Source organism: Actinomadura barringtoniae, assembly GCF_017573505.1.
GTDB classification, from domain to species: Bacteria; Actinomycetota; Actinomycetes; order Streptosporangiales; family Streptosporangiaceae; genus Spirillospora; species Spirillospora barringtoniae.
The window spans coordinates 201,849-224,896 of the sequence record NZ_JAGEOJ010000006.1; the positions used below are offsets into that span (position 1 = coordinate 201,849).

The following is a 23,048-nucleotide window of genomic DNA, read 5'->3' on the forward strand; positions in this document are numbered from 1 at the left end:
TTCGAGCGTTCAGTGCAACCATGATCCTTTTGATGGCGATCGCCGCCTTCTACGCGTCTTTGGTACGCAAGAAAGAAGAAGGATCCGAGGAGCAGCCTCAGTAGCCCTACTGAAACACGAAAGCCCTCGGCCTCACGCCCCTCAGTGGGATAGGAGCCGGGGGCTTCGTTGTATCTGGACTACTTGATATTAGCCGTGACGATCTCTCTGCCCAGCGGGTCGGTGAACACGACCTTGGTGAGCGGGGTGGAGATGCGGAAGTCCACGGTGCCCTTCGCGGTGCGGCCGGTGACCAACTCGATGTGCTGAAGCTCTCCGAGCTCGCTGGTGATGTACGACTGCGTCTCGGTGCCGGCGGAGTCCACGGCCTTGAAGAAGCCCGCATTCACGTCCAGCGTCTTGGCCCGGTTGTTGGTGACGGAGACCTTCACCTTGCCCGTACCGGCGTTCGTCGCGGTCAAGGTGACGCCCTGCTCCGCGGACTGGATGGCGGGCTTGGTCGCGCACTCGTTCGTGGCCTGCTGCGTGGCACAGCCGCAGGCTGTCAGCCCGAGGCCCCGGCCAGGGCGATCATGGTGACTGCCATGACGACCTTCTTCAGGTGCTCTCGTCTATGTAAGAAAGAGGCCCCCTCGCCGTGTGCGAGGGGGCCTTCGTCGTTCGATTGATTGTGTGGGTTCCTTACCCCAGGGACATGCTCCCGTCACTCCCGGCCATCGCAACATCCAACGCCCCGTCCCCTGCCGTAAACTTGATGGCAACCCGATCGAGCGACTCGGGCGACGACTAAGGAGAATCGCGGCTAGGCCATCCGGCAACACCCGCGATCACCGGGCAAGATCTGAATTGCCCGAGGGCACGAGCGGGACACGCTCGTTGCAGATCGATTCACAGATCGACAATGCTTTGACCCGAACGACCGTTCCGGATGGCGGTCTCGGCCCAACCAGGATCAAGCCTGGTGGAGCTGAGGCACGCCTCTCTCTCCAGGCTCTATGGCCAGAAATTAAGGAGAAAGAGGCCGTGAGCCGCAAGGATACATTCTTCTACCTGTCCATCAGCGCACTGCTGTTCTTGTGCACCATCGGATGGGCCAGCCCTGGACACCACGTGGGCAAGGGCGATGTCGGTCTGGGGCTCACTGTGGCCGTCTCCTTCCTGGCGGTGGTCAGCTTTGTCTACCAGGGCGCGGCCAAGAGGAAGAAGAAGCGGGCGAAGCCCGCTAGCAGCCGCACACCGTCCCCGTGAGCCGCGCCTTAGGCGCCGCTGATCAGGTGCTCGAAGACTTCACAGGCATGGCGCTTGTTCGGGTAGAACCTCGTCCGCCGCTCCAGCCCTTTGTCGAGCGGACTGGGGCCAGCCGGCGCCCGCACGACGTACCAGCGGCCGCATCGACCTCGGACCTCGTATCCGATGCTCCCCTGTCACGGCTTGGTCCTGGACGCCGTTGTACCAAGGGCCGTCCATCGTGGGCGGGACGTCCTTGAACCAGGTGACGGCGTCGGGCACGTGCTCCTCCTCGATACGCCCGTACTCCAGCTCGATGAGCAGGGTCATGACGCCAGGCAGCCCTCGCGCTGTCCTAGGTTCACGCCCTCGGTTCCCGGCTCGATGTCCTCCCACTTGGAGGTCACTCGGATCCGGTTTCCTCCCCAGATCGGCGTCATGCTCTCCCAGTTCCTTCCGGTAGAAAGCGCATCGCCTCTTTGGGCGTCTCGAACTCGTGCACCTGGAAGGTGTGGATGGTCACGGTTGTGGTCGTCCCGCAGGGCGGCGTAGGCGATGGCCCCGGCGAACCAATTGATCCTCGCGCGGTGGATAGTGCGCCTCGTCGATGATCGGCACGCCGGGCTTGCCGCGGGGATGCCGGGCGACCTCGGCCGCTTCGCCGCCGGCGCCAGGCCGGTCGCGTAGCGTTTGGGGCTCTACCAGCTACAGGTGTTGAGCGAGGTTTCTCCGTGACTGCGCAAAGCAGCCAGCCACCGGCAACGGCAGGTCCCTACATTCGGCCCATCTATCTGCCTGCGGACGACGGTGTCTTTCGCGTGTATGCGGGTGACCTTCTCGCATCCGTGGAGGCGAACACTCAGCAGCTCGCAGGAGACGTTGCCTTCCGACTGACTCCTCGACCTCAGCTCTATGGCCGCATTGCGGGTGGCCAAGCCTGGTTGGCAGAAATGGTGGTGGGTGGACGTCGGCCAACGCTGGCGCTGCCAGCGAACCCCTCATTGAAACCTCCCGTCGCGTCTGCGCTACCGACCCGCACAGATGACTCGCGGCCCTGGATCGATCGCTCGATCCCGATCAACAACATGACTGTTGGCAGCCTCGCAACGGTCGAGCGCTTCGTGATCCATCTCAACGGCCGACTGTCGGACCATCCCTTCCCTCTGTGCGCAACGCAGGTTGAAATGCAGGGGCAACTCCCGTTCGCCCTGCCCGACTGGACTCTTCGTCTGGTTGCAGTCGATGAGTACCGCGAGGGCGAGGACTTTCCGTTCATCATCGAGGCGATCCCGGACGCACTGCCTGTTACCCGTGAGTCGGTTGAGCAGCTGCAGCGTCGGCTGTTCGTCATCCTGGGCTTCGTGGCTGGTCGCGAAGTGGGCCTGGCGCTCACTGCTGGCCTCGACGGCTCGGACGAAGTTATGTGGGCGACGTGGAGCACTCCCCGTATCGGGACTGGGCAGTGGCGTTGGTGTCCTGATCACCTTGTCGACGATGCGCTACCAGACCTGGCCCGCGGTTACGCGCTTCTTACAGCAGATACGACCATGGAGAAGGTCGTCGACCGCGCGATGAACCTATACCTGGTGGCGAATGGCACGCAGCCTGTAGACGCTCGCATCCCGCTTGCGTGTTCCGCGCTTGAACTCTTGGCTTGGGCAGTGCTCCAGAGCCGGCAGTGGATCACCACCGACGCCTACAGCAAGCTCACCGCGGCATCGAGCCTGCGCCTGTTGCTCCAGTGGGCAGGCATCCCTGTAGAGATCCCGAGTGTCTTTACTGCGCTGGACGCACGTCGACGTAGCCATGGGCAGCCTGATTGGGAAGCACCCGACGTGCTCGCCAAGATACGTAACGACCTCGTGCACCCACCGAAGAAGCTGACGCAACTTGAGTGGCCAACCAGCGATGAGATGGCTGAAGCCTGGCGCCTGAGCATGCACTACTTGGAGCTCGTGATCCTGCGCCTCTTGGACTACAAGGGCATGTACCTCCCGCGACTGCAACTCACGTCACGGTGGGTAACGCACACCGAAACGGTGCCTTGGGGCTAGGTCGCCCCTGATCCCCGAGCGTCAGGTTTCCTGGCCGGTCCACACCCGAGCCTCGTTCTTGAAGTAGGGCCACGGACGGTTACCCACGACGTCGCCCCCGATCAAGAGCTCTTTGACGCCTTGAACCCACGTATCTAGGTCGACCACCTCCAGGAGTAGGCGAGCTAGCTCGGAAGGATTCATCTCCACACGACGACCGTTGTAAGCGACCCGAAGAACGGGTTGCCCTGCCTGGAGGATCCCTTCTCTGTCCGCCAGTAGCCATCGCCCGCTTAGGCCGGCGGCCTCCAGCGCTTCAACCAGACGTACGCTCGAAAGCGTCACCGAGAAGAACACGGTATCCGCGGCGAGACCAGCACACATCTCGGACGGAAGAGGGTAGATCGTCCAGGGCGCAAGCATTGGTGATCTTCCAACTTGGTCGCTGCTGTTGCATGTGACGCGGCTACCAACTTGGGTGATGCCCACCCGCCTCAAGGTGCTCGCGAAGGCGGATCCAATCCTTGAAGGTAGCTCTTCTCCGCTCCACAGACTGTTACACCTGAGGAGGCTGGCAGCGAACAGTGCTCTTCCGCCAGGAATCTTCATCCCCTGAACACCTCGTTCGCTAGCGAGTCTGACTGCGTCGCGAAGGCTGTGGAGGTGAGTTTTGTATGGCGTGCGTAGCGGTGTCAGTTGCGCGGTCTCATCGCCCGGCAAGTGACCCTCGCCGTAGAGGGCTGCGGTAGCCAACTGCATGCGTCGCTGCTGGGTACGGCTCTTCCTGCTCGGATCGGTCTTGATCTCGTGCAGAAACACGTCATAAGCGCTGCTGCCTTCCAGTGCTCTGAATTCTGTTGCGTCCCCGATGCGCAGGCACGAGGTGAGGTCGTGCAGCAGAACGAAGCGGCCCTGCTCTTTCCACGCTTGTTCCATAAACGCAAGCTCCGCCAGCAGTCCCTCCTTGTTTGCCATAGGGCCAGGAGGTGCGTTCTGGGAGAGCGCCAGGATCGGGCCGCGGTCGTAGCCAAACGCCTTCCACGCCAAGCCATCGCCGATCGAGCGGAGTTGGCGGGCAACCCGTTCGCAGACATCGCGTTCAAGCTCCCAGGGCTCTGGACCGTTCGTGTCGCCAGAGCTGTGAAGCGCAGGCGAATCCACCGGGACGGCCTTCCCCCTGCACAGCCGCTTGACGACGCGACTACACGCCGCCCGATGGTTCTCAACCTCTAGGATCTTGCTTAGCAGCTCCTGCTGAAACGCATATCTGTCCGCTGGGGTTCTGACCCGACGCAGGTCACCAATCATCTGCACAAGATCGAGGTACGCTTGGCGGTGCAGCGGATGACCCACCAGGAGGTCGGCTCGCTCGGCAGGCATGCTCCCTAGAAGCGGCATACCGCCAGTATGCTCGCGAAGCCCTATCGGCGCCTTGGGTTTTCGGGTCGCTGACCTGGACTGATCCACCGACGATGAAGTGGTACAGGCATGGCGCTTCAGCACGTGTAAACCTTGGTGCTCTAGATTAGATTCCGAGCTGCAGTCTGACGCTGCGCCGCGTCCGCTCATGAAAGGGACCCAGGGGTCTGTCCTCGGGCGGCAGCATATGCGCCGGCTTGAGCACGACATGGCTCAGGTGCTCGACAGGCGTTTCGTCCATCACCAGATTAAGCAGAGCGATCACCCGTGGAAACAAAGCCTCCAGCAGCACACCAGGGTCAGCGTGAAAACCTCGGTGAAGCTGTTCCACTCCCCAGCTTTCCTCTCCACCAAGGGCTGCGAAGGAGGCCCTGAGGATGCTCTCATCATCCCTCGGGATCCCGAAGAGGGTCTTTCGCTCAGCGGAGGAACTTTGTACACGCATACCTCGCAGCGCTTCACCGTGGACAGTGTTGCGCAGAAGTCGCAAGATAGTAAGAGTGCACTGTTCGTCGGTACCGGAAGCGAAAATGGCAGCCAACGCAGGGGCGGACGTCCCCACCTTCGACAGCCACCCCGGGCTCTGCCAACCAGCATCTCTGGTTTTTCCACTAATGCCAAGCACGGTGTGGGCCACACGGGCCGTCGCGTCTACTGCACCCAGAAGAAGGATTAGCGCGACTTCAAAGCTCGACAATGCCGCCTCAAGCGTAACCCCGTCCTGTATTTGGTTCAGGGAGCAATGCACATTGTCGCGATGCTCTAGAGCTCGCTGAACGCGCTGTAGTGCGGAACCCCCCAGGTAGAGCAGACTGTCGTCACCTGCAGCGCTCGCATGCTGGACACAGGCGGTGTACCAGCGCCAGGCAGATGGCAGCAACTCGCGGGCCCCTACCCAAGAGTACAGACCACCTTCCAAGCGGAGGTAGTGCCCGCCAACCGGAGCAAGAGGGATGACCCGTTCGCCCTGCGCACGCAGATAGAGCCCGATGAGCGCCAGGGCTTCTTCTGGCCGGCAGACCGTGAGGTTGCTATAGCTGTGCCGCTTCGATTCGAACAGGTACGGGCGATTCGTGATGAAGATGTCAGCGTGCGCCTGGTCCGCTACCAGGACTGCCAGCGTGTCAGCTTCGCGCTGCTGGGCTGCCGCCTCTGGCGGGAGATTGCTATAGGAAGTCGAGCCAGCATCCCGCCGGGCCGTCTCGACAACGCTGCCGCTAAAGCCCGTGTAGCTGGCGCGATCCTCGTGCGCGTAGATGAACGACCAGCCACCGTCATTGTCACGCTCTGGCGGCATGGCCCAGCCCACAGCGAAGCGCTCTTCTGAACCGGGACCGCAAAGCTGCCAGTCTGCATCTACAGGCGGCCCCTGATCCGCATAGCGGTAGCACCTGATGTAACCGTGCTCGATGACGCCGGACAGTTGCCAGCCAGCCGACAGCTCACCCTCTTGGGACAACACATCGACATCTACCAGTACGACGAGTTTGCGAAGGGGTGGCTCGTGACGACCTCTAAAGAGCGTCGTTGACTGCTGCCGCCGCGCCTCTGGCCACTCAGACGCGAACGAAGAATCCATGGTGCGAACGTTGATGCGCGGTAGCACAGAGCCAGTATCCTGCCTCGCTTGAGCACACGCAAAGGATTTGGTGCCCCCCACCAGGGGTTGGAGCTCCAGAGACACTCGTCAGTCAACTGGGGCCGCTCAGTCGCTACGTTGGGCCACGCCGAACAGATCAGCCGCCACCGGGCCCCACGGCATCCAAGAAGTACTCACCCAGCGTGGCATGAACGTAGTTGATGCGTGTGACCACATCGCTTAGCGCCATGAGTTCAAGCTGGCGGTTGTCCCAGTAGTGATTCTCTGCGTGGAAGACTGAGTTACGAAGACGCCTAAGTGCGTTGTAGAGCTCGTTGATATTCGGATCGAGCCCCGTAAGATCCACCCCCTTCTCCCGGAGGCGCTCCAGGACAGAGAAGAGCAAGCCATACCAGGTGAGCACGAAGATGCCGGCATCGCTCACGTAGAACTGCCCCGGGTCACTCCTCACCGCCTCGTCGGTCTCAGCCAACGCCGAAGTGAAGTAGCTCTTGATTCTGTTCGCTCGCATCCATTGGCGGTGCGCGATGGCAAGAACTTCACTTGAGGTGACAGCTCGCAGTGGATTCGAAGGCTCCATACTTCCTCCTTGCGAGCGATTACAACACGTTCGAACCGGCAGGTCTACGCAAACTTTGAGGCGCACCATCCGACCGCCTTCGGCGGGTCGAGCGCACACCCGTAGGCGTGCTGCTACTTGAAGCACCCATCACGCTTCTTGATAGCGAGTTCGCGACACATTATCTTCGCGAGGTCGGCTTGTAGCGGACTGCCATCCGACGCCGGGAGCGATCAACCACCCTGGTCAACAACCCAGTCGCCTACCTTCGCCACCTCCGGACCGACCTCGCACCTCTGCCACTCGTCGAACGAGTGCGCCTGGCGGTCGCCCATATCACCCCGGGCTGAGCCCCGTACTCGGCCGGCAGACCGCAGGAGGTATCGGCGAGCGCGCCCATCCCCGCAGACCATGACAGTCGGGGCGGCGAGGACGCTGCCCTGGCGCGGATCTGCCGGTACCTGGCTGGTCACCGGACGCTATATTCGCCCAACCTCGTGGACGAGGCTGCGCTTCGGCTCACCGAGATGCAGAAGGTCGCCGCGCTGCGCAACGTTCCCGCACGTTCAGAGGCTGCCAGCTAGCTGGTCCACGCGGCGGCAGAGGCCCATCAGCGCCTGGCACGGCAACGCCGCGACCGCGCTGAGTGTGGAGGAGACGCGGGGAGTTGACGACCGCTCTGGCATAGCAGTGCGCCGAGCTCGGGCTCAACCGGGCCCTGGCCGTGGGGCGCGGGCAAAGCGTCGCGTTGGAATCGGTTCCCGGCGGCCTGGCCTGGGGGCCGCAGCGCGCCGGCCTGTCGGTGTCGATCTACCTGCATTCTGGCTAGCAGCTGGGCGTCAGCGCCGCGCACACACCGGTGATGTGCTCAGGTGGGGCGCCGTTCCCTGCTGCGCAGGCACGCATCGCGCACCGCCTTGACGTCGACCTTCAGCACCTCGGCCAGCTTTCCCAGGACCTCTTCTGGGACCTCCGCGGGGCCACGCCCGAGGTCTAGGCGGTGCACCAGACCTTCATACGAGAGTCCGGCCTTCTCGGCGAGGTCCTTGGCACTCAGGCCCTGCCGCACACGCAGGTCATGCAGGGACGGCGCCTGCGGATCAGCGTCGAAAAGCTCGTACGGGTCGACCTCCAGGACCCTGGCCAACTCGACCAGATTGTGGGGAGTCGGGACCGACCGTCCGTCCTGCCATTGCCATACCTGGGCCCGGCTGACTCCCAGCTGCTCCCCCAGCTGCGCCAGCGACAATCCTCGTTGTTCTCGCAGATCGCGTACCACCGAGGGCCGGAACCCACGCACCGACCTTGGCGGCATCTGTCTCCCCCAACCTGCTGAACGACCGTCCGGCACGACCGTAGCGCTTCACGAGCTGCATGAGGCTCTGCCGGGCCACGCGTCGTCTTGATGACGTGAGTGGTCGAACTGCACGCACAAGATGAGGGGCCGACGCATTGGTCGGCCCCTCAGAAGGGAGAGCTTGGGTCAGTCGTTGACCAGTCCTTCGAACACTTCCCTGGCTTCCTGCTTGTTCGGGTAGAACTTCGTGCGCTGCTTAGGCAGAGCACCCGAAACGGGTTCGCGCACCACGAACCAGCGGCCCGCGTGGCCTCGCAGGGTGTAGCGATACCGGCCGGCCGTCGCCTCGTCTTCGGTGGAGATGTGGTGCGCGGGCGTGCTTGCCGGGATGTCGTCCTTCCAATCGATGGCGTCCATCACGTGCCCACCACCTCGACCTCGTCCTTTTCGAGCATGACGAGTGGATACTTCAGTTCCTCGACAACGATGTAGATGATGCCTTCGGTGAAGAGCGGAAGGCGCTTCTGCGTCACCGTCAGAACCATGTCCTTCCCGGCATAGATGGTGCAGCCCGTCTTCAGCGCGATGGCTGGCTGCTTCATTGTTTGTCCCCTGACTGGTCCTCGTCGCTGGCGGTGAGCGACCTGAGCGGAATGACGCGTGCCTCGATCAAGGCGATCGAGCCGACCTTGGAGAGGTCGAAGCGGGAGTTGTCGAGGGTCTCGTAGATGAGCTTGGCCAAGGCCCTCCCGGCCGCCCTTCGGCTGTCGCCGAAGGCGAACAGATACCGGACCTTCGGATGTCCACCTTCGACTGTGGCTATGAAGCCGCTGCCGTTGAGGGCATCGCGCTTGATGCTCACTCCGACGGGATACAGGTTGTCGGTCATTGCGAACCTCCTGGTTGTGCCGTCCGGCGCCCCTTGCGCCAGACGATTGAGTTCGGAGGAGGGCTGCGCGGGCCTGGCCGAGGCTCTTCATCGGTCCCACACCCGGACATGTTCAGTAGTGCCGCGAATCGGCCGATCTGCTGGGCCGGACAGGTAGGGGCTGATCCAGCGGCGTTCAACTCGGGTACGGCCTGGGCCGCAGTGGTAACGGCGCCAATGTCCGGTGACCCAGCTTCGGTGTTTCCGCGGGCGGCGTTGTCGGTCTCGCTCTTCTGCCGAGGCTCGGCGCTGCGGGGAGCGAACGTGAATGACTCTGACCCCGCCCGTGGGAAGTCCCGCCTTCGCCAATCTCCGGCGCGCGGCCCGCTGCGCGTCCTCGAGCGTCTGGGCGGCACACGGTTGGCTCATCAGCAGCCATGCCGCGCAGACGGTTTGTCCCCACGCCGTGGTTAAGCCCGGTTCCGTGGGCAGTTCCTCTCGCGTGCCGAGCCGCAGGATGAGCTCGTTGTCGGGCATGAACGGGCCGATGCTGCGACGCCATTGGCGATGGCAGTCCGGGTCGTCACCGCAGATCGCCTGAATCGGGCCGAGCGGGTCGCTGTAGAAGGTGAACCAGACCGCGCCATCAGCCCAGTCCCGTCCGACCTCAATGTCTGCCCATCCTGTGTCGACAGTGATGGCCGAGCGCCGAACGCCCCAGCCGACAGCGACGATGTCGACAGCGACGTCCTCGTGGTGGAGGGTGCCGATCGGCTCGGCGAACACCATGAACCCGCTGCGGCTCGGAAGATCGTGTTCGTACAGCTCAAGTTCGGTGAGCTGGCTGCCGGCGTGCTTGGCCAACGCGGTCATCTCGGCCGAGACCCAGTACAGCTCGGCACCCAGGATCCGTTGCCGTTCCTCGCTGGCCAGCCGTTGCGCCGCCACCCGGCGATTCGGCGCCTTCGGGAAGACCTGCTGGCTGCCGCGCAGCGCCATCTCCAAGTAGAAGGCCGGACCGCTGTCTTTTAGCCAGGCGGCCAGCTTGCCGCGTAGTTCGGGGAGTTGGCGCGCCTCGGGTGGACGCCATCGCCCTGCACGGTCTGCGCCGTTCTCTGGATCCTGAGTCTCGGTCATAGCCTCCCCCCAACATCATTGTATAGCTATTATAGCATCACTCTTTCAGGGGTGACGGGACTGCCCTCGCTACGGTGCAAGCGGCACGCGCCGCCGCGTTAAGCGAAGCGTCCGTGCCAGGAGTCGTCGGCCAGTTCGTCGAGCGCCTCGGCTTCTTCCTGGGCGAGGGTCGTGAAGTAGAAGGCGTCCCAGCGGCGGAGCTCGGCGAGCTCGGCATCAGTGGCCGGCTGGACATTGGCGGTCTCGCCGGAACGCAGGTGGAAGACCAGGCCGTCACCGTCCAGGACAGCGTTCGTCCAGGAGAGTGCACGGCGGCGGGCAAGGCTGAGGTTGAAGGCAGTGGTGCCGTCGTCCTCGCGGTAGCTCGCGAGAATGGGACGGACCCAGATGGTGTGGCCGTCTTCGTCGTCGATCCGCCAGTGCCGTGCGAGAGAGGCACGGAAGGATTCGGTGCCGTCCTGGTCGGTGACCACGAGCTGGGCTCCTGCGTCGAGTTCGTCGCCGGTGGCGGTGTGGCCGCCTTCCAACAGGGTTTGGAAGCGCTGAAGCCAGCTGTCAGCTGCGATGTTCATGTGACGATCTCCGTTACGGGTTTCCCTGCCAAATGGGTGATTTCCTTGGCGGCGAAGATGTCCAAGAGCTGCTGGCGTTGGGCCGGCGACGAGCAGACGATGCGGCTGGGTGCCTCTGTGCCGAGCAGGTCGATGCCGTGCTTGAACATGATTTCGTTGCTGGAGCCCTTGAACTGGGCGATCTTGTACGGGTCGCGGGTCTGCCCGGAGGTGCTGTGGCCGCTCTTAGGGTTGAGACAGCCGAAGTGGTCGCTGCCATAGGCGTAGTAGTCGCTGCGGCTCAGAAGGGTCGTGGGGTCATCCCACACCAGCGCGGGCCCCGTTGGGTTGGGGGCTGAGGTGGCGCGCAGGAAGACCGAGTTGGCGCCGCCAGTGCGCTTGTCCGAGCTCTCGCTCATGCCTTTACCAGGCTTGACGCCCATGACGGCACGTCGCTCGGTGGAGGTCAGCACGCCCGCGGTGAGCATGGAAGCTAGGTTGCCCCCACTGACGTGGTGGATAAGGCGCTTGCCGGACCACGCGTGGGTGAGTTTGGCGCTGGAACCGGCGACGTCGAAGCGGCCCCAGGTGAGCCAGCCGCCACTGACTTTGGGGGCAGGGTCGTAGCTAGGGCTTGCGGCGAGTGCCTCGCCGTCAGGGAAGCCGGTTGCGGTGGCCACGGCTGCGCGTAGGAGTTTGACCTTCTTGGGAAGACAGCGGGCGGCGGCTTCGAGTTGGAAGTCGCGAGCCAGACTTTGGAGGGCGGGCTCGTCCAGGCCGACGGCAAGGTGAGCTTGAGTGTGGAAGATCTCTTGTAGTTCGAGCTCCTCCAGATGCTTGGCCTGGGCGACTGCTTTGCTGACGCTGGGGGCGGTCGCGAGGCCTTGTGCGGTGATGTTGTTGTTCAGGTAGGTCCATTCGCCTTCGGCTGCGCTCATGGGCCGGTTCACCAGGTGAAGGTTGCCGAGGTTGCGGACCAGGTGCTTACCGTGGCCCGCGCCAGCCGGCGCGTGGATCTCCAGCTGGCCTCGAAGTGAGTATTCCGCGCCGGACTTTTCGTTGGCGGCGTACGGACGGTAGATGGCGGTGTAACCGTCACCCAGGCCGACGAGATACTCGCTGCCGGTCGCCGTGGTACGAGACGTGCCGTCCCAGGAGGCGACGCCGGTCGTGGGATCGACCTTGGCCCGGATGCGCTGTGCGTCGCGCAGCGTGGTGGGCAGGCCTTGAGCCTCGTCACCGAGTGGGGCGGGGACGTGTTTGGTGATGGTGACCTCGCCGGTGGTCTCGTACGGCGCAATGAAAGGGACCTTGCCAAGTGCGGTATCAGCGATGTGTGACTGGATCAGCTCCAGGCGGTCCCCGTAGTAGGCGGCCATGGCCACCTCGGCGTCGGAGACGTTGGCGTTGCCGCTGACCGCCGTGACGGCGTCGAGCGCGGTGGTGACGTAGTCCTTGGTGTGCTCAGGGATCTCCTTGCCGCTCTTGATCTTGTGGTTCACGCTGATCACGGCCTTCTCGAGCTGTTCGTACAGTTGCTTGTCTTTGTCGAGGGGCAGTCGGCCGGTGACCTGCTCGGTGACCTGGACGGGCACCATGACAGTGGCGGAGACGGCCAGGGCTTCCATCAGCTTGGGTTCGGCGTTCTGCTCCACGGTGGCCAGCAGGACCTCGCGTGGGCCGCTGGGCGAGGCGTAGGAGATGAGCGTCGCCGTGGAGTCGGCCAGGTCCGCACCTCCCACCAGTACCGGCACTCCGACGCCAAGACCCTCGGGTGGAGTCTCGGGGATGGGCGTCAGGGCCTCCGGGCTCGCTCGGCTGACTCCCTTCGGCTCCAACTGAGGACCTGTGCCGGCGGATGACTGGTCTGGAGGCTTCGAGGTAGGGACGGGATCGGTTCCATCCGCCTGCGGGAGATCTCCAGGTTGGTGGTCGTCGTTCTGGCCCTGGTTGATCGCCACGTGGATGGTCGGCCCGATCGTGTACGCGGAGTGGGCGGCGCTGGAGTTGCTGCCCATCACCTACGCTCCGTCCTTCAAGTGCGCCCCGGAGCTCAGGTGCACCTGCTCTGCGAAGAAGTCGGCGAAGGCTTGACGGAGGCCGTGTTTGCGCTCGACGGCATGGTCCAGGAACGCCTCGGCGACCTGTTCGTTGCTCACCTTCTGCGCTGGAATGCCAAGAGATTGAGCCGCATGCTTCCGCATGGCTGGAACCCATGCGACGCCCTGCTTGGCACCGTAATGAGCGGTGTCGTGCAGCATGCGTCGCCACTCGCCGTCGGGGACCGCTTCGAACGCCTTGATCACTGGGTGTGCGGCCGCTGGGTTGATCTTCACGCCCTCGCCGAGCTTGCCTCTCAGCTGAGCGTCGTAGGCGCGTTGATACACCGGGCGCGCCGAGCCGTAGGACTTGTTGGGGTGGTAGTCGAGGGCAAGCCGGTCCTGCCCCCAGAATTTGAAGGCCTGTCCCTGATCGATGGGCACCAAGCCCCCGGACGGAGTCCGCAACACGTTGTCGCTCTTGCCATCGTGGTCACCCACCATCCATGCAGCCACGTGGAAGCGGACCATCGCGTCCACATCGGCCTGCGACCACGATCCCGGAGCGTCCGGCAGCTCATGCGCATTGCTGATCAGCGGTTGAACGGATCCCGTCTTTCCGCCCAACGTCTTCACATACACCGGCACCGAGGGAATCCCGGCCGTGTGGAAAGCGCGGGATGCTGCTGCCTCGGCGTGAGCGCGGGCTCCACCGAAAGACTTGTCGGGTTTGAAGAGCCACGTGGATCCATCGGGGGCCTGGTGAAGGAATTTGGAGTGGCCACCACCCAGATGGGCGGCCTTCCCAGGCCCAAAGGTCCAGGACGCGATCTCGGTGACGGCAGGGCGTGAGGGGACGTCCGCTGCCGTCGCTTTGGCTTGGTTGAGCGCGGCAACCAGCGCCCGATGCTCGGCGATGAATCCGCCCGGTGAGGTCGGCTTGGTCGTCGAGGCCTTGGTGGTCGTGGTGGGTTTGGTCGTGGTTGCGGTCGGTGGCACAGCGTGCCCGGTGGGCGGTCCCCAACCGGAGGAGATCCAGTTCGAGATGTGCGCGCGTGTTGCGGTGCCTGCGTCGGGCATCCCGAGATGAGCGGCGGCCTTGCGGAGATGTGCCAGCTTCTGGGCTGTGGCCCAGCCGTCGAACCCAGCTGTCATTTCGCTGGCGGGAGGATGGCTCAAAGAGCTGATGTTCGGGCTGAGGTGTTTCCAGGCCTCGACGGCGTTGTGAGCGTTCGCGTAGCTGCCCGCGACGTAGGCGTAGCAGCCGAGTTCGTCCCAAGACTCCTTCTTCCCGGTCAGCGGGGGCGGCACGAAGCCGCCGACTGGACTGCCGGTGAAGGAGACCAGATCGGTGTGGCTGAGGATCAAGGCCTTGGCGTCCGCTCCACGTTGAACGGCCGTGTGCTTCAAGGACTCTGCCTCCACGGCGGGTGTGCTGGAGCGGAGGAGGGCCACGGTTTCCATCGGTGAGAGCAGAACGGACTCGTCCAAGGTGAGCTTGCCCGTGGCCTGCTCGGTCTTGGCCAGGTCGTAGACACCGGGCAGCTGAGACTTCAGCAGGGCACCGGTGACCTTCTCCCGTACGTCAGCTTTGATCTGGTCCGCGTCGCTGGGGAGGCCCGGACCCGTCGCGGTGAACACCTTGTTCTCTGCGGCCAGCAGTTGCTCGATCTGCTCAGGCTTGTCAGCGCCAGCTTCTGCTGAATGCTTGAGGCTGTCCGCCTGGGCCAGGGTGTCGGAGCAAGCCGCAGCGAATTCCTGTGGAGTTGCCTGCCATACGCCCTCGGCGGATGCCGCCGCAGCTCCGAAGCGTTCCGCCGCCTTGGCCTGGATCTTGGCCTTGATGTCGGAGTCCGCGGGGACCGCGGGGTTCAGCCAGTACTCCAAAGCCGGATGCCCGTTGAATCCACCGGCAAGCTCGGGGTGTTCGAATCCGTGGGCGGTCGCAAGCTTCTGCAGGTCCTTGTTGTCCAGATTCCAGAGGTAAGCCTCCGCTGTGCTCAGCAGGTCCTGGTAGGCGATGGTCGCGTCGTCCGAGTGCAGCAGGTCGCTGCCCTGAAGGGCTTTGAACTCCGCGCGGGAATCGTTGATCGCTTGGCTGAACGCCGCGTATTGGCCCATCAGGTCATCGGGATCGAGGTCGACGATCGGGGAGCCGTGCGGGTCGTCGGGATCCGCGCCACCCTGGGCAATGATCTTTGCGAGCGCGGTCAGCTTCTTCGCTTCCGCCAGGTGCTCGGAGGCCGTTACCGCGGGAACGGTCACAGCCACCGACGGGGACACCCCGTAGCTGGCGTGCGCGGTCGCCGAGTTGGAACCCATCACTTGGCCCGTCGCTCGTGGAAGACCGGCAGGACCTCGATCAGGAGGCCGTTCAGGAGCGTCTCGACAGTCTCGGCCAGCACGGCTTCGGCGCTCCCCGCCAGCAGCGGAACCTCGGTGAGCTGCCCACGATCCGCCCAGTCTTGGACCAGTTCCTCAGTGATCGGGTTGGCCAGTCTGCGGCGCCAGGACAGGCCGCGTTCGTAGGTCATCGGCACCCAGGAGACGTACGGCTCGCCGAGGACGGCAGCGGCGCCAGCTGTGACCCCGAAGACCCCAACGGGGTACACATAGGCGCCGAACTTCGGTTCCCAGGCCAGCATGACGAAGGCCCGCCAGGTGGTCACGGCGCGCCTCCAGGTAGCAGCGATGCCATGTACCGCACAGTCGCGGCGAAGGCGTCCGGTGTACGCGCGTGGAGGTCTTGCCGTCCGTCCTGGGTCATGACGGCGCCGTGCAGGGCGTACTGCATCGGGTTCTGCGAGATGACCGTCAACCGCGTCCCGAACAGCTCGACAAGACCGGCGATACGGTCGGCGCGCGATAGGCCCGTCACGATGACCGGCAGGGTTGCCGGGAGGTTTTCGGCCAGCCAGGACAGGCCAGGCAGCGACCACGATTCCCAGTTCGAGTTTTCTCGCACGGTCTGCAGGTTGACGGCGATCGCCGGCGGAGTCGCCTCCAGGCTCCAGTCGGCCCATCGACGCAGGTCTTCCAGCCGGAACCAGTACACGTTCGGCACCACCACGGCACCGGCGGCGGCGAACTCGGCGGCCATCATGATCGACCGGCGCATGTTGATCAGATGCTCGATCCGAGGCCAGTTGCCGTAGATGGAGTAGTTCGGCGCGAGCACGACGTCCCAGCCCTGCGCCACGATCCGTTCGACCAGGCGGTCACGGCGCCGGTACGTCCAGAACGCCTCGACCAGCGGGTCTACTCCGTACCCGGCGAGCACCGCCAGCTGGCCGGGCGCCAACCCCAAGACTCTGTGCACGTCGTTGCCCGCAAACCGCGGATAGACCACATGGCTGGCCAACGAGAACACCCGCCGCAGCCCCACGGCATAGGCGGGCCAGCGCAAGCCTCGGTCGAGCTCAGACACCACCGACCCGTCGACCTGCGGGATGAACGACGGCAACTCCGCCGGCAGGCGACCGCCCAGCCGAAGGCCGTCAAAGGTGAGAGTCCCGCCTAGGTCGGCCATCCACTCGGCGATGTCCGACCGGGACGGACAGCGGATCGGGCAACGATCACACGCGCCTTGGGGCGCGGACGCTTCTGCATGAGCGCATCCGCAATACGAACAATCGCTGTTACATCCCGAGCACAAGGGCTCCACCGTGGCCGGCCCGCCGTGCCCGCCGTCGCCCGTCCAGAAGGCGCAGTCACGGCAGGAGCAGGCTCTCCCAGGAAGGGGAACCGGACCAGAAGTCGGCCAGGGAAGCGACACGGCGCTCACGACCCCGCCTCCTCCAGCAAGCGATGCAGGTCAGCCACAAGCAACCGCAGCGATCCAGCCTCGTACCCCTCGGCACGACAGCCGGCCCGCAACTGCTCCGCCAACTCGCCGAGAACCGTGCATGTGCGCTCAACCAGGCTCGAAGCGATCGCCCTCGGCTCCAGATGTCCCTCATCGCCTGCCGGTCGGGACAACTTGGCGGCACGGGAGGTGTTAGCTGACTCATGGAGCTCTTCAGCGGCCTCCACCGCCGCCTCCGCCGACAAGGCCGGATCGCGAGCCGCAGCATGTACGGCAGCGGACAACAGATCAACCCGTCCCCTGCCACGAACCGCCTGCCAAATCTCCGAGGCAGCATCGGCCCTCCCACCCGCCAAGTCCAAGAAGCGCATCCGCGTGGTGAGCGCGATCTCATGGGCGTCCATCTCGGCCGAAAGCTCGCGAGGCAAGGCGCGGAACGCAGCGACCACCGCGCGTGCCTTGCGTGGGGACATCTGCACGCCCACCCGGCGGAGGACATCACTCCATGGCGCCGCGGCCTCGGCGCTACTCCCCCGCAAGCCCTCGAGCTGCCGGAATCTCGCTACAGGGTCCGGTTCCTTCCGTACCGCCTCCGGGATGGAGATGGATGCGGCGGCCAGGCGCTGCGCCAGCAGAGCGCAACGTTCGTACAGCAACGCGGAAGCGAGTTCTCCGGGCTGTAGCCGTTCGCGGGCGAGGTTCTCCACCAGCTGCCAGCGACGCCGTTCCTCCTCCTCAAGCGGACCCGGGCACACCACCGCCGGCAGCGCCTGAAAGTGCGGGTTGTCAGGTGCCGAGGTGGCCCCCCAACGCATCGCCCGCAGCCTGCGCTCGCCGGCGACCAGCAGATGCCGCTCGTCGAGCTGCTCGACCAGAACCGGCTGGAGAAGCCCGATCTCGCTGATCGACGAAATCAGATCAGCGAGCGCGGAGGGAGCGGTCGACTCGCCTGGACCTCGCCCCTGCACATCGGTGAACACCGCCCGCGAGCCGAGCAACGGCAGCTGAACGAGTTTGCGCTGTCGCAACCGCCGGGAGTCCGCCAGCGCAGCGGCCAGCCCGGGGAACTCTGGCTGGGCGGTCATGATGAAGCGTTCCGTTCGGGCTTCCGCTGGCGTGGCACCGCATTCACATGGATGCCGAGGAGAGCCAGAAGCTCAACGGTCGGGACCACATAGCTGCCACCGACCCGGATCACCCTGCACGGAAACTCGCCGCGCTTCGCCAGCTCGTAGGCCTTCGTGCGGCCCATGCCGAGGATCCGCGCAGCGGCAAGAAGATCGAGTGCCGGCGGCAGATCAGCGACCTGCGCCAGAGAGACCGGCCGCTTCATGCCCCGCTCCCCCGGCCCCCGATGCACCGCCGAAAGCTCCGCGGAACGCTGCGGCTGCCTGTCAGGTCGTACAGCAGTCCCGTGGTCTGCTCATCCGGCTTCAGCCCTAGACCGCTCAGCGCCTCCATGCACAGCTCGTACGCGCCGAACAGAGCGCGAGTGTGCCCAGCGACATGAGCAGAACGCATCAGCGCGCGGTACAGCTGCTCGGCGTAAGGGTCCGCCAACAACCCGCGGCAGGCGGCCCACCCTGCGACTACAGGATCCTCGGCTCGCGCGGACAAGCACTCGGCCACTTCCACGATCCGGGAACGCATGTAGGTGACCATTGCCTGGTCGATCCACTCATAGGGGCAGTCCTGCAGCGGCTCCCCACGGACCAAATCCAAGGCCGCCCGCAACTTCTCGACGCCGTCCCTGCCCCTTGCCTGGCCCTTGCCGGCCAGCTCCTGGAACGTCGCCCAATCCAGGCCGACATCAGGATTCAGGTAGTAGGTCTCGCGATCGCGCAGCACCCTGGGACTGCCATCCGCCGCCGCGCCCAGAAACCCACGTGCGCGTGTACAGGTCTGCCGAAAGTAGCCGTTCGCCATCGCACCACTGCCGGAGATGCGCAGCTGCTCACAGATGCGACCTCGGGAAGCCCTGCGAGAACGAGCCAAAGCGAGGAACACGACCAACTCCCTCGCCCGTGCCGCCATGCCCTCCGACGAGCACGCAGGATCTCGGACCACTTCAACCGGACCGAGCACGCGGACCTCGACCGAACTTCCCGCGGCCGGAACCGGCAGATGTGGAACAGACGTCGTGACTGACATCGACATTCACCCTTCATGACTGGTTGGAGCTTTCTGTCATGAAAGGCGCCGAGCGCTAGTCTCCACAAGATCGCTACTGCCCGCCTGCGAGAATTGACCATGCCCGCCCCTGGAAAGGCCTCGTTTCACGCGCCGCGACTTGTGCCCAAATGACGAAGAGTCACGAGCGAACGGAGTCCTGCAGATGCCCTCCCGCCTGCTGTCCACCGTCCAGGTGCTCACCACCACCGGATACGGCATGTTCGGCTTCTACAACGACATCGACGCCGAGCGCCCCGAGCCACCAATTTCTGCAGAAAGCTGGTACTCGGCGTCCCCGGAAATGGTGGAGGTCCGTCCAGCCTGTACGCTCCCCTCACCCGCCATCCGGTTCGAACTGTGGGACAACGAACCATCCGCCTACGTCATTGACGGTGGTGACGACCCGGAAGTGCGGGCCCTGCTGGAGTTCCATGCCAGCCAGGGGTCTATCGGGCTGATGGCGCTCGCAGCCGGGGCCGAACCAGGCGTGTTCGAAGTGCCCGCGGGCTGGTACTGGCTGGACCTGCTCGGCTACCGCCGCAGCATCATGCCCGCGAGAGAGGCCGACCTGTACGAACGGGACATCAGCCCCGGCGACCCCGAGTGGGAACGAGCTGAGGGTACCGAGCTGTACGTCGCGCGACTATGGCCCAAACCCCCGGGCGCCTGAGCCTGTCTCGGGCCTATCGAAGGAGCCAGGCACGAAGCGATCCGCGCATGGGCCAAGGAGCTTCAAATGCGGGTCCAGCTTCGGTTGTTGCTGACGCTGCCAGAGCCAGATCGCCTGGTCCACCTCAGCCGAACCGCTGCACCCTCAGGCAAGCCGATGCCGGCGCGAGGAACGATGTCCTGCACCGGCATCAAGGGCGACAGCTACAAGGCGAGAGCCACGATGTGGCGTTGGCTCAACCCATGTTGGTGTGCTTCTTCGGGAGCTTAAGCCACGGCATCATGCCAGGCGTCCAGCAAATCCCTACAGGCCAGCACCTTGCCGCCGTCTGCGATTCCGCATACCCGGGCCCTGAACTCAAGGTCACGAAGCCACCGGCGACCAGCATGCCGCTGATGAGGATTGAAATGATGCGAGACCGGGCCGTGAGAAGGCGGTTCTGCTTGTTCTTCATGTGAGGAGCACCCCCGAGAGTCGATGAGACCATTCGGTATTCAGGAAACCCGCTAGAGGTGCTTCTCCACTAGGGCTGGACTCGCCAACGGCAACAATCACCAACCCAGCCAAGATCGACAGGTTGACCGTTCCCCCGTATAGGCAAGTAGACAAGGGCTTCTGAGCCCCTGCGGGGCGAGGGTGCGGTCAGGGGTGAGTTCTCACCAATTGGAGACTCTTACTCATTTTGGCGCGGCAGGCTCCAGGTGGGCGAGCAAGAACTCCGCGATGTCGGAGTAGGCCTTGATCTCATTAGTGCGGCTGGTGAAACCATGACCTTCATCGGGATAGATGTCGTACCGAACCTCGTTGCCGTTGGCTCTCAGTTTGCCGACGATCTGGTCGGACTCTTCCTGAGGCACCCGAGGATCTGTGGCTCCTTGAATCACAAAGAGCGGAGCCTTGATCCGGTCGGCATAGGTGATCGGCGACCTGGACCGCAGCAGGTCCGCGTCACGGTCGGGGTTGCCCAGGATCGTGTCGACGAAGCTGCGCCAGATGGGTGGGCACTTCGCCGCTAGCGTCACCAGGTCGGACGGGCCACAGAGCGAGACGCCGGCGGCCCACGGGTAGTCGATCCTTGCCAGGCAGGACAGCGTTGCGAAGCCGCCGTACGATCCGCCGGCGGTCGCGATACGGGCCTTGTCGATCCCTGGCAGGGACCTCAGGTAGTCGAGAGTGGCCTGAAGATCTTCCAGGTCGGGTCCGCCCCAGTTGCGGTAGATGAGTTTCTGGAACGCGATCCCGTAGCCGGTCGAACCGGCGAAGTTCGGGCAGATGACGAGCACGCCCTTGGCAGCCAGGTACTGGAACATGCCGAACCTGCCGTAGTCGGGCCGGACCTGCTCGTGCGGGCCACCGTGGACCCATATCAGCACGGGGCATTGCTCTTGCTCGTGCGGCTCGTACTGAAGCGCGGCCACCGTACGTCCGCCCTGCGATGGGAACGTTACGGTGCGCGGGCTTACCGGTTGGACCATGCGCAGGCCCTCGGGACGGCTGTCCGTCAGATACCGGAGGTCTCCCCGGCGCAGATCGAGCACGGCGATCTCCATCGGGCGCTCTGCCGCGTCCAGTTGCATGACGAGCAGCTCCGCGCCGTCCGACACCCGCATGTCGGTTATGACTGCGTCCGGGGGCGGGGGCAGCTCTATATCTGTGCCATTCCGCTGTGCGTAAAGCGCCGAGTGACCCTCATTGACCGACCAGATGGTCAGGTCATCCGCGACCGCCAGGTGCTCAAGGTCGCCCTCGACTCGCGCCAGTGGCAGCACGGTCGACTCACCCAAATCGAAGAACCCTGCGCCGATCCACTCGCCGTCCCACGTATCGGTCCGAACGTAGAAGCCGGTGGAGTCAGGCGCCCAAACGACAGGTTCGAAGTAGCCGCTCGTCGGGCCCACCTGCCGCGGTTGCGCGTCGGGCGCAGCTAGATCGATCAGGAATGCCTGGGTGTCGACCGCTGATATGAGTCCCCAGCCCAGTAGCCATCGGCCATCAGGTGAGATCTGTATCGGCTCGATGACGACGCCGGCCGGAGGCACGAATCGTTGCTCAGACCCCACAACGAGATCTCGGACCACAATGTCCGGGGTCGCTGGATCACGATCGTTCACGGAGTAGACCAGGCGTCGGCCTGCGGTGTCGAAGGGGAACCTGGCCAGGGCGTGCTGGCACGCCTCCTTCTGAGCGATCGGCTCTGGCTCCCCGCCTTCGGCTTCGACTCGATACAGCTGGGCCTGCTCGTCACCGTCGCGATCGGCCGTGTAGACCAGCCATCGCCCGTCGGGTGACCAAGCCACGTTCCGTACCGCACAGCCGACGTAGCGGGTGAGTTGCCGTGCCGGGCCGCCAGTGACCGGTTGTACCCAAAGGTTGAACTGGCCGGACTGATTGGAGGAGTACGCCACGTGGCCTGCGTCGGGCGCGATGGCCAGGGCCCGTGGCTGGAAGCGCTGCGTCGGTACGAAGTCGCGATAGCTCAGCGTCATTTGATCCACCCCCGCCGCAGCGCCGCCGCCCCCATCGCGAACCGGGTGCCGACGTCCAACTGCCCCTTGATCTCTGTGATGTGCCGCCGCACGGTGTTGACGCTCACGTTCATTCGCCGCGCGATCGTCTCGTCCTGGAGCCCGGCGGCCAACATCTCGAGCACCTTCTGCTTACTCTCGCTGAGCTCGTCGGCCTCGGTCGCCCCGATCGGTGTCGCCTTGGCCCAGAGCATCTCGAAGTGCTGCTTCAGGGCACGCACGATCACCGGCGACCGCAGCACCAATGCCCCCTCCATCCCGGTCGGGGTCAAGGGCAGCATCGCCACCGTCTCGTCGGCGAGCTTCATCTTCATGCCGACGTGCGGCAGCAGCCGTGCCTCTTCGCCGGCCTCCACGCACGCATCGACCAACTTCGCCGTCAGAGGCTGCTCCATGAAGCTCAGCTCGTAGATCGACCGGCACCGCACCATGCCGTCGAACGACGGAGGCGGCGGACATGAACTGGCCTCACTCAGCGGGATCTCGTTCAGCAGGTTCTCCAGCGTCATCCAGTCCCGCCGGGCCTCGTTGATCAGCCCGTACGACCGACGCTTGATCTCCATCGGGTCGCTAACGACCTCGACCAGCAAGTCCTCGATGATGCCGCCCGCTCTCGCGCGGACCTGATGTATCTCGCCCAGGCGCTTATGCCCCGCCAAAACCTGGCGGTGATCTTCCAGGAGCCGCCCCTCCAGCTCGGCCAACGCACCGTGCAAGGCCAGGTCCGGAGTCGAGGGCTCCAACCGGGGTGGAAGGCCGTTCCAGTGATGCGCCATGCCGCGCTGTGTCAGCGCGCGGACTACCTCAGCCCCTCCCAAAAGTGCCTCAGCCTCAGAATCTAGGCACCCGCCGCAGTCCACGAGCTGCAGATACGCCTCCAGGAGCGGCTCAGACACCACGCCTTCAAGTAGCTCCCGGGCGTTCTCACGGCCCCAGCCCTCCATGAGCCCAGAGTATCTGATCTATCACTGTCCGCAACTTTCCGTTGTGTCCACCCTCGATGGCTGGGCAGCTCCTAGTGAGATGGGACGCGGTGCGGCCACCAGCCGGCGCCGAACCCTGCCCCGATGCATAGAAGTGATCAAGCTGCACCTGATCGGCTGGTCACCGCAACTGCCCAGACATCCCACGAGCGACATAGGCAGA

At 64.5% G+C, this 23,048-nt stretch carries 24 protein-coding genes; 3 read left to right on the forward strand and 21 right to left on the reverse strand.

The window, feature by feature from the left end:
• Positions 1-179: 179 nt before the first annotated feature.
• Complete coding sequence (locus J4573_RS16290) at positions 180-461, reverse strand: DUF4352 domain-containing protein (RefSeq protein WP_208256324.1); 282 nt, start codon at positions 459-461, stop codon at positions 180-182.
• A gap of 562 nt (positions 462-1,023) precedes the next feature.
• On the opposite strand from J4573_RS16290, the gene J4573_RS16295 reads away from it, so the two are divergent.
• The gene (locus J4573_RS16295; RefSeq protein ID WP_208256325.1) at positions 1,024-1,248 is read left to right on the forward strand and encodes a hypothetical protein; all 225 of its coding nucleotides are present in this window, start codon (positions 1,024-1,026) and stop codon (positions 1,246-1,248) included.
• Positions 1,249-1,287: 39 nt separating this feature from the next.
• Here the strand turns inward: J4573_RS16295 and J4573_RS16300 are convergent, their stop codons facing one another.
• Positions 1,288-1,557, reverse strand: coding sequence for a hypothetical protein (locus tag J4573_RS16300; protein WP_208256326.1), 270 nt, complete (start codon positions 1,555-1,557; stop codon positions 1,288-1,290).
• A gap of 401 nt (positions 1,558-1,958) precedes the next feature.
• On the opposite strand from J4573_RS16300, the gene J4573_RS16305 reads away from it, so the two are divergent.
• Positions 1,959-3,281: a hypothetical protein gene (locus tag J4573_RS16305; protein ID WP_208256327.1), complete on the forward strand. Its 1,323-nt coding sequence runs from the start codon at positions 1,959-1,961 to the stop codon at positions 3,279-3,281.
• A gap of 21 nt (positions 3,282-3,302) precedes the next feature.
• Here J4573_RS16305 and J4573_RS16310 read toward each other — a convergent pair whose 3' ends face one another.
• From J4573_RS16310 to J4573_RS16385, 16 genes are all read right to left on the reverse strand, one after another.
• The gene (locus J4573_RS16310; RefSeq protein ID WP_208256328.1) at positions 3,303-4,640 is read right to left on the reverse strand and encodes a hypothetical protein; all 1,338 of its coding nucleotides are present in this window, start codon (positions 4,638-4,640) and stop codon (positions 3,303-3,305) included.
• A 145-nt stretch (positions 4,641-4,785) separates the two neighbouring features.
• On the reverse strand, positions 4,786-6,258 hold the full coding sequence (locus tag J4573_RS16315; RefSeq protein ID WP_208256329.1) for a hypothetical protein: 1,473 nt from the start codon (positions 6,256-6,258) through the stop codon (positions 4,786-4,788).
• 157 nt (positions 6,259-6,415) lie between these two features.
• Complete coding sequence (locus tag J4573_RS16320) at positions 6,416-6,859, reverse strand: hypothetical protein (RefSeq protein WP_208256330.1); 444 nt, start codon at positions 6,857-6,859, stop codon at positions 6,416-6,418.
• Positions 6,860-7,706: 847 nt separating this feature from the next.
• Entirely contained in the window at positions 7,707-8,153 is a 447-nt protein-coding gene (locus J4573_RS55335) for a helix-turn-helix domain-containing protein (protein ID WP_279575488.1), read from the reverse strand.
• Between the two features lie 168 nt (positions 8,154-8,321).
• Complete coding sequence (locus tag J4573_RS16330) at positions 8,322-8,552, reverse strand: hypothetical protein (RefSeq protein WP_208256332.1); 231 nt, start codon at positions 8,550-8,552, stop codon at positions 8,322-8,324.
• Positions 8,552-8,737 carry a hypothetical protein gene (locus J4573_RS16335; protein WP_208256333.1) on the reverse strand — a complete coding sequence of 62 codons (186 nt, stop codon included), beginning with the start codon at positions 8,735-8,737 and terminating at the stop codon, positions 8,552-8,554. Before J4573_RS16335 ends, J4573_RS16330 begins: the two co-directional genes overlap by 1 nt.
• Entirely contained in the window at positions 8,734-9,024 is a 291-nt protein-coding gene (locus tag J4573_RS16340; protein WP_208256334.1) for a hypothetical protein, read from the reverse strand. The genes J4573_RS16335 and J4573_RS16340 overlap by 4 nt, the downstream gene beginning before the upstream one ends.
• 87 nt (positions 9,025-9,111) lie before the next feature.
• Positions 9,112-10,140 carry a hypothetical protein gene (locus J4573_RS16345; protein WP_208256335.1) on the reverse strand — a complete coding sequence of 343 codons (1,029 nt, stop codon included), beginning with the start codon at positions 10,138-10,140 and terminating at the stop codon, positions 9,112-9,114.
• Positions 10,141-10,238: 98 nt separating this feature from the next.
• Entirely contained in the window at positions 10,239-10,712 is a 474-nt protein-coding gene (locus J4573_RS16350; protein WP_208256336.1) for a hypothetical protein, read from the reverse strand.
• Positions 10,709-12,709 carry a hypothetical protein gene (locus tag J4573_RS16355; RefSeq protein ID WP_208256337.1) on the reverse strand — a complete coding sequence of 667 codons (2,001 nt, stop codon included), beginning with the start codon at positions 12,707-12,709 and terminating at the stop codon, positions 10,709-10,711. Before J4573_RS16355 ends, J4573_RS16350 begins: the two co-directional genes overlap by 4 nt.
• A 3-nt stretch (positions 12,710-12,712) precedes the next feature.
• Positions 12,713-14,995: a hypothetical protein gene (locus J4573_RS16360; protein WP_208256338.1), complete on the reverse strand. Its 2,283-nt coding sequence runs from the start codon at positions 14,993-14,995 to the stop codon at positions 12,713-12,715.
• A gap of 56 nt (positions 14,996-15,051) precedes the next feature.
• Positions 15,052-15,399: a hypothetical protein gene (locus tag J4573_RS16365; protein ID WP_208256339.1), complete on the reverse strand. Its 348-nt coding sequence runs from the start codon at positions 15,397-15,399 to the stop codon at positions 15,052-15,054.
• Positions 15,396-16,259 carry a DUF4417 domain-containing protein gene (locus J4573_RS16370; RefSeq protein ID WP_243773103.1) on the reverse strand — a complete coding sequence of 288 codons (864 nt, stop codon included), beginning with the start codon at positions 16,257-16,259 and terminating at the stop codon, positions 15,396-15,398. Before J4573_RS16370 ends, J4573_RS16365 begins: the two co-directional genes overlap by 4 nt.
• 251 nt (positions 16,260-16,510) lie before the next feature.
• A complete protein-coding gene (locus tag J4573_RS16375) occupies positions 16,511-17,620 on the reverse strand; it encodes a ParB/RepB/Spo0J family partition protein (protein WP_208256341.1) in 1,110 nt (369 codons plus the stop codon).
• Positions 17,617-17,868: a helix-turn-helix domain-containing protein gene (locus J4573_RS16380; RefSeq protein ID WP_208256342.1), complete on the reverse strand. Its 252-nt coding sequence runs from the start codon at positions 17,866-17,868 to the stop codon at positions 17,617-17,619. Before J4573_RS16380 ends, J4573_RS16375 begins: the two co-directional genes overlap by 4 nt.
• Positions 17,865-18,542 carry an AfsR/SARP family transcriptional regulator gene (locus tag J4573_RS16385; RefSeq protein ID WP_208256343.1) on the reverse strand — a complete coding sequence of 226 codons (678 nt, stop codon included), beginning with the start codon at positions 18,540-18,542 and terminating at the stop codon, positions 17,865-17,867. The genes J4573_RS16380 and J4573_RS16385 overlap by 4 nt, the downstream gene beginning before the upstream one ends.
• Before the next feature lie 328 nt (positions 18,543-18,870).
• On the opposite strand from J4573_RS16385, the gene J4573_RS16390 reads away from it, so the two are divergent.
• Positions 18,871-19,377 (forward strand): hypothetical protein, encoded by a 507-nt coding sequence (locus J4573_RS16390; RefSeq protein WP_208256344.1) that lies wholly within the window; start codon positions 18,871-18,873, stop codon positions 19,375-19,377.
• Between the two features lie 235 nt (positions 19,378-19,612).
• On the opposite strand, the gene J4573_RS16395 is transcribed toward J4573_RS16390, so the two are convergent.
• The 3 genes from J4573_RS16395 to J4573_RS16405 form a co-directional block, all read right to left on the reverse strand.
• The gene (locus J4573_RS16395; protein ID WP_208256345.1) at positions 19,613-19,831 is read right to left on the reverse strand and encodes a hypothetical protein; all 219 of its coding nucleotides are present in this window, start codon (positions 19,829-19,831) and stop codon (positions 19,613-19,615) included.
• 223 nt (positions 19,832-20,054) lie between these two features.
• The gene (locus tag J4573_RS16400) at positions 20,055-21,863 is read right to left on the reverse strand and encodes a S9 family peptidase (protein WP_208256346.1); all 1,809 of its coding nucleotides are present in this window, start codon (positions 21,861-21,863) and stop codon (positions 20,055-20,057) included.
• Complete coding sequence (locus tag J4573_RS16405; protein ID WP_208256347.1) at positions 21,860-22,846, reverse strand: helix-turn-helix transcriptional regulator; 987 nt, start codon at positions 22,844-22,846, stop codon at positions 21,860-21,862. Before J4573_RS16405 ends, J4573_RS16400 begins: the two co-directional genes overlap by 4 nt.
• Positions 22,847-23,048: the final 202 nt, after the last annotated feature.

What these genes read in the sequence shown, in the direction of transcription:
- J4573_RS16300 (WP_208256326.1), bottom strand. Translation starts at nt 1,557, where the DNA reads ATGACCCTGCTCATCGAGCTGGAGTACGGGCGTATCGAGGAGGAGCAC.
- J4573_RS16310 (WP_208256328.1), bottom strand. Translation starts at nt 4,640, where the DNA reads ATGCCTGCCGAGCGAGCCGACCTCCTGGTGGGTCATCCGCTGCACCGC.
- J4573_RS16315 (WP_208256329.1), bottom strand. Translation starts at nt 6,258, where the DNA reads ATGGATTCTTCGTTCGCGTCTGAGTGGCCAGAGGCGCGGCGGCAGCAG.
- J4573_RS16320 (WP_208256330.1), bottom strand. Translation starts at nt 6,859, where the DNA reads ATGGAGCCTTCGAATCCACTGCGAGCTGTCACCTCAAGTGAAGTTCTT.
- J4573_RS55335 (WP_279575488.1), bottom strand. Translation starts at nt 8,153, where the DNA reads ATGCCGCCAAGGTCGGTGCGTGGGTTCCGGCCCTCGGTGGTACGCGAT.
- J4573_RS16330 (WP_208256332.1), bottom strand. Translation starts at nt 8,552, where the DNA reads ATGGACGCCATCGATTGGAAGGACGACATCCCGGCAAGCACGCCCGCG.
- J4573_RS16335 (WP_208256333.1), bottom strand. Translation starts at nt 8,737, where the DNA reads ATGAAGCAGCCAGCCATCGCGCTGAAGACGGGCTGCACCATCTATGCC.
- J4573_RS16340 (WP_208256334.1), bottom strand. Translation starts at nt 9,024, where the DNA reads ATGACCGACAACCTGTATCCCGTCGGAGTGAGCATCAAGCGCGATGCC.
- J4573_RS16345 (WP_208256335.1), bottom strand. Translation starts at nt 10,140, where the DNA reads ATGACCGAGACTCAGGATCCAGAGAACGGCGCAGACCGTGCAGGGCGA.
- J4573_RS16350 (WP_208256336.1), bottom strand. Translation starts at nt 10,712, where the DNA reads ATGAACATCGCAGCTGACAGCTGGCTTCAGCGCTTCCAAACCCTGTTG.
- J4573_RS16355 (WP_208256337.1), bottom strand. Translation starts at nt 12,709, where the DNA reads ATGGGCAGCAACTCCAGCGCCGCCCACTCCGCGTACACGATCGGGCCG.
- J4573_RS16370 (WP_243773103.1), bottom strand. Translation starts at nt 16,259, where the DNA reads ATGGCCGACCTAGGCGGGACTCTCACCTTTGACGGCCTTCGGCTGGGC.
- J4573_RS16375 (WP_208256341.1), bottom strand. Translation starts at nt 17,620, where the DNA reads ATGACCGCCCAGCCAGAGTTCCCCGGGCTGGCCGCTGCGCTGGCGGAC.
- J4573_RS16380 (WP_208256342.1), bottom strand. Translation starts at nt 17,868, where the DNA reads ATGAAGCGGCCGGTCTCTCTGGCGCAGGTCGCTGATCTGCCGCCGGCA.
- J4573_RS16390 (WP_208256344.1), top strand. Translation starts at nt 18,871, where the DNA reads ATGCCCTCCCGCCTGCTGTCCACCGTCCAGGTGCTCACCACCACCGGA.
- J4573_RS16395 (WP_208256345.1), bottom strand. Translation starts at nt 19,831, where the DNA reads ATGAAGAACAAGCAGAACCGCCTTCTCACGGCCCGGTCTCGCATCATT.
- J4573_RS16400 (WP_208256346.1), bottom strand. Translation starts at nt 21,863, where the DNA reads ATGACGCTGAGCTATCGCGACTTCGTACCGACGCAGCGCTTCCAGCCA.
- J4573_RS16405 (WP_208256347.1), bottom strand. Translation starts at nt 22,846, where the DNA reads ATGGAGGGCTGGGGCCGTGAGAACGCCCGGGAGCTACTTGAAGGCGTG.